The sequence below is a fragment of the Alienimonas sp. DA493 genome (assembly GCF_043951915.1).
In the GTDB taxonomy this organism is placed as follows: domain Bacteria; phylum Planctomycetota; class Planctomycetia; order Planctomycetales; family Planctomycetaceae; genus Alienimonas.
The window spans coordinates 1-4703 of record NZ_JBINJD010000252.1; the positions used below are offsets into that span (position 1 = coordinate 1).

Annotated in this window: 3 protein-coding genes; all 3 read right to left on the reverse strand. The window is 75.5% G+C overall.

What is annotated here, in order from left to right; all coding sequences use genetic code 11:
- Positions 1-428 precede the first annotated feature (428 nt).
- The gene (locus ACG2DA_RS21770; protein ID WP_395258655.1) at positions 429-2768 is read right to left on the reverse strand and encodes an autotransporter domain-containing protein; all 2340 of its coding nucleotides are present in this window, start codon (positions 2766-2768) and stop codon (positions 429-431) included.
- A gap of 354 nt (positions 2769-3122) precedes the next feature.
- Positions 3123-3824 (reverse strand): hypothetical protein, encoded by a 702-nt coding sequence (locus ACG2DA_RS21775; protein ID WP_395258656.1) that lies wholly within the window; start codon positions 3822-3824, stop codon positions 3123-3125.
- A 294-nt stretch (positions 3825-4118) separates the two neighbouring features.
- The gene (locus ACG2DA_RS21780) at positions 4119-4493 is read right to left on the reverse strand and encodes a transposase (protein ID WP_395258658.1); all 375 of its coding nucleotides are present in this window, start codon (positions 4491-4493) and stop codon (positions 4119-4121) included.
- Positions 4494-4703 lie beyond the last annotated feature (210 nt).

A 4703-nucleotide genomic window follows, 5' to 3' on the forward strand; every position in this document is an offset into this window, starting at 1 on the left:
GCCTCGGCTCGCGTCTCGGGCTGCCGTCGTACGTGGGCCGGCCGCCTCGGCGGAGGAGCGGCGCCCCACGAGAAACCGCCCGGCCGCCCCGCCGCGTCCTGACGTGCAGGAACGGGGCGGGGCGACCGGGCGGTCGGGGGAGCGGCCGGCGGACCCGGTCCGGGCCGCCGCGGAACGATTCTTCTCCAGGTTCGACACGCCTGTCGCTCGTGTCGGCGTGGGCCGTTCCCGAGACGTCCCGAAGGGGTCCCGGAGAACGGGGAACGCCCCGCCGCGGCCTGTCACACCGGCCGGCCGTTCCCCCCGCGGTCCCGCGGCGCCGGGCGCCTCGGGGTGACGGGGCGGAGATCGGACCCCGCCCCCGCGGCGCCTCGCTCAAGCCGGGGGCTCGTCGAAGCGTCGCGGGAGCGGCCGGCGTCCGCGGCGGCTCACCAGGTGAACTGGGTCCCGCCGGAGAGCGCCACGGCGGTCTGCTGGTCGGCGAAGAACCCGTCCACGTTGCCGTAGACGCTGCACCCGCCGCAGTGGGCGACCGTCAGCCCGCCGCCGATCACGCCGGCGTCGCTGACGTTGTCCAGGCCGGCGACGACGAAGGGGCAGTCGTACATATCGTTCATCCGCACGGTGTAGCTGCTGGGATCGAACTCCTCGTGGGCCCAGTAGGCGCGGACCTCGGGAAGAACGCGGATCGTGCAGCACTGGTTCCGCAAGCGGCGGAAGGCCCGGACGCCCACGCGGGTCCGCAGGAAGTGGTCCTGGGTCTCGGAGACGGTCAGGTTCGAGCCGTACTCGTCGCCGGCGTTGGCGAACTTGTAGGCCTTGGTGTCGCCCTTGTCGCTCGGCTCGAAGAAGTCGTTGTAGCGGTCCTTGCGGAAGTTGCCCGTCTCGTCGACGCCGCCCCGCATGACGCGGGTGTACTGCAGGCTGGCGAACGGCTGGAGGAAGTGCGAGCAGTCGCAGCCGATCGCCTTGGTGTAGCCCAGTTCGCCGAAGACGCTGGCGGTGCAGCCGTGGAAGTTGGCCCGGGCCGGCCGCTGGTAATATTTGAAGTCGACGTTGCGACGCACGTCGTACTCGTCGTAGCCGGCGGTGGCGGCGCCGATGAGGTAGTAGTTGCCGACGATCTTCCGGAAGTAGCCGCCGAACTGGAAGGTGTCGACGTCGTAGGCGCCCAGGTCGTAGAGGTTGGCCTCGCCGTCGAGGTGGCTGAAGCCGACGAACCCGCCGACCAGCAGCGTCGGGCAGATCTGCCGGGTCAGGCCGGCGTTCAGCCCGCCGATGTCGTAGTCCAGGCCGGAGAGGCAGTCGGCGGCGTCCAGTTCGCCGTTCACGTAATGGCCGGTGAGCCAGCCGGCGCAGACCGGGCCGCACGCCGCCGGCCCGCACACGGGACCGCAGACCGGCCCGCACACGGGTCCGCAGACGGGGCCGCAGTCCGGTCCGCAGGCGGGGGCGACCGGGGCGCCGCAGAGCCCGCCGGAGCAGCCCGGGCCGCCGACGCCCGGGCCGATCAGGCCGGGGGCGCCGTAAGCCGGCCCGCCGAACCCGGGCCCGCCGAATCCGGGACCGCTATAGGCCGGGCCGCCGAGGGCGGGGTCGTAGACCAAGCCGGGATCGCCCAGGGGGCCGCCGTAGAGGCCGCCGGCGAACTGCGGGGCGGGCGCCGGGGCGCCGCCGCCGAGCACGCGGCCGTCCGGGCCGATCACCTCGCCGTTGGGGCCGAAGGTGCTGCCGGCGGGAATCGGGGTGCCGGCGCCGTTGAGCCCGCCGGCGGCGCCGGGAGCGTTCAGGCCGGGGCCGGCGACGGACTCGCCGAAGTTCGGGCCGTTCGGGCGAATCGGCTGCCCGTTCGGGCCGATCGGCAGACCCGCGTCGGGGCCGGCGGCGGGGGCGGCGCCGGGGAGGACCGGCTGGCCGTCCGGGCCGAGCAGGCGGCCGTCCGGGGTGAGGTAGCTGCCGGCCGGCACCGGGGTGCCGGCGGCCGCGCCGGGGGCGAACGCCGGATCGGGCGTCGGGCCGCCGTACGGGACGCCGCCGTAGACCGAGCCGCCGTACACCGCACCGTCGTATCCGGGGCCGTTGATCACGAGGCCGTCGGACACCACGCCGGGGGCGAACCCGCCGCCGTAGATCCCGCCGCCGACCGGGCCGCCGTACGGGCCGCCGTACGGGGCCGCCGGCAGCGCTGGGCCGAAGGCGGCGGCGTCGAAGCCGATCCCGCCGATCGGGACCGGCCCGGCGCCGGCGCCGATCGCCACCGGGGCGCCCACGCCCACGCCGCCGACCAGGCCGTCCGGCCGCAGCAGATAGCCGAGGTTCCGGTAGGTCTGATCCTCAATCGCCGCCCGGGCGATCGGCAGCTGGCCGTAGATCTCGCCGCTGAGCTGGGCGAGGGCCCGCTGCTGTTCGGCGGGGCTCAGCCAGTACAGCTGGCGGTACCGCTCGTGCTTGGTGATCGAGTAGTAGTCGTAGTCGTAGAAGTCGTACGGCACCGTCCCGGAGCCGTCGTCCTTCGGGTGGCCGACGGGGTAGGTGCCCGTGTAGTGCTTCCACTCCGGGCGGTGCTTGTCGAGGGTCTCGGCGACCGCCCGTTGCGGCTGGGTCTTGGCGTGCGTGCTGGGCGTCGGCGGTTCCGGGTCGGCCAGGGCGCTGCCGGTCGCGCCGGCGGCGGCGGCGGCGAACGCGGCGGCCCGCAGAACGGCGAGCCCGGCGCCGGACCGGTTCGCGGCCCCGCGGCGGCGGCGCCACTCGCTGAATAACGTCTTCACTGGATCAGCCTCCGTGCTGAAGTGGTGTGAACCTCCGCACGGCGCGGCCGAAACCCGGCGGCGGGAGCGGGGGCGGGACGGACCGGGTCCAGGTGGTCCGGGACTCCCGAATCCCCAGGGCCGAATCGCATTCGCGGGGCCGGCGGCGGGGAGATGATCAGGGCCCGGGACGCAGGGTCGTCACGGCCCCGCGAACCCCTTGACGCCCCACCACCCTCCGAACCGCGCCTCGCCCGTCCCCGCCGGTCGCCGTCCGGCCGACCGGCGCCGTCGTTGCAACCCTACCGCCTCCGCTTCGTTGCAACCCGCGTCGTCGCGCGGGTCGGCAAAGTCGCCCGTCAGGTTCTGCGGCCTTCAGTGATCGCCGGCGTCAGACGCGTCCGTTTGGTCGATCTGCAGTTCGCCCGCCGGTTCGTCCCCGTTCGGTCCCTCCTCGGAGGTCGGGGCTTCCTCCCCCTGCGGCTGCAGGTCCTCCAGTCGTTCCCGCATGCGGTCCAGCTGCTCCCGGACGGCCTGTTCGAGGGAGGGCGCCTCGACCGGCAGCTCGATCGTGCGGCCGTCGTCCAGGATCAGCGTCCCGCTGAGCGGCGTGACGGCCCGGGGGTCGGCTTCCGGATCGACGTCCCGGTCGCGGCGGGCGCGCACCGTCAGCCGGCCCGAGCCGCGTTCGCCGACCGCCTCGTACGCCACGGCCCCCGGCGGGGCCTCCACGGTGGCGGCCGGGTCCGGCGTCAGCCGGTAGCCCGGTCCCAGCGCCTCCTCCAACGGGCCGCGGAACGCCGGGTCGTTGTCGAGCGCCGCGGCGACGCGGTTCGCCCGGTCCTGCATGCCGAACCACGCCAGCCCGCCGCAGCACACGACCGCCGCGACCGCCCCCAGGCCGAGCAGCGTGAGGAAACATCCGCAGCCGAACCGCCGCCCGCCGCCGCGGGGGGAGCCGCCGAAGACGTTGTCGAACCCTTCGTTGTCGTCGTCCGGGCGGCGGCCGTTCGCGAACCGGGGATCTTCGAACCCGCCGGCCCACCCGTCGCGGTCGTCGGTGGCGTAGCGGGACATGCGGGGGCGCCGGACGAACGAGGGACGAAACGGACGAAGCCGGAGGCGTGCGGAGGCCGCCGACGCGGTCCGGGGCGGGACTGTGCCACCCCTCGCCCCCGCACACAAACGGGCCGGCGTCCCGGCGGGGAGCACAGCCCGCTCTTTTCCCCCTCGCCCCCAATCGAAGGCGAGGGGGGACGAGGGCTGCGGACGTTGAGGAGCGGTTCGCCCGCCCCCAAGCCGGCGTCGTCCGGGACCCTCGGCGTGCGGGGCCCTCACCGTGCGGGACCCTCGGCGTGCGGGAAAACCGTTCTACCCGTCCGCCTCGCGGGCCTTCTCGCGGATGCGCCGCAGGGTGCCGTCCTTCAACCAGCGGCGGTGGTAGGAATAGACCGTCTGCCAGGGCGGGAACCGCGTCGGCAGGCGGCGCCACGGGCAGCCGCTGGCCTGCTTGTAGAGGATCGCCGCCACGACCGCGGCGAGGTCCGTGTCCGCCCGCCGGCCCCGCCGCTGCGGGGGCGGGATCAGCCGGGCGATTTCCCGCCACCACCCCCACGGGCGCCCCCACGGCCCCGGCTCGTCGTCGCGCCCGAACGGGCCGGTCGGCTCGGCGGAGTCGCCGGCCGGGGGGCGGGCGGTCGGCGGGGGGCCGTGGGTCGGCGTGGGGCGGGGCGAACCGCTGGGCATCGCGCACCTCTCGACTTCAAACCGGCCGCGTCGCGCGTCGCGCGTAGGCGGCGACGGACCCGAATCGTGCGTTCCGTCGACCGCCGCCGCGGATCCCTCGACCGGGCGGGCGTGCTCCTCGACCGGGGGCCGAGGAAACGGCGGCGTTCAGGCGGCGCGACGGGCGGCGTCGGCGTCCCGACGCCGGGCCGCCGCGGCCCGGCGGGCGTC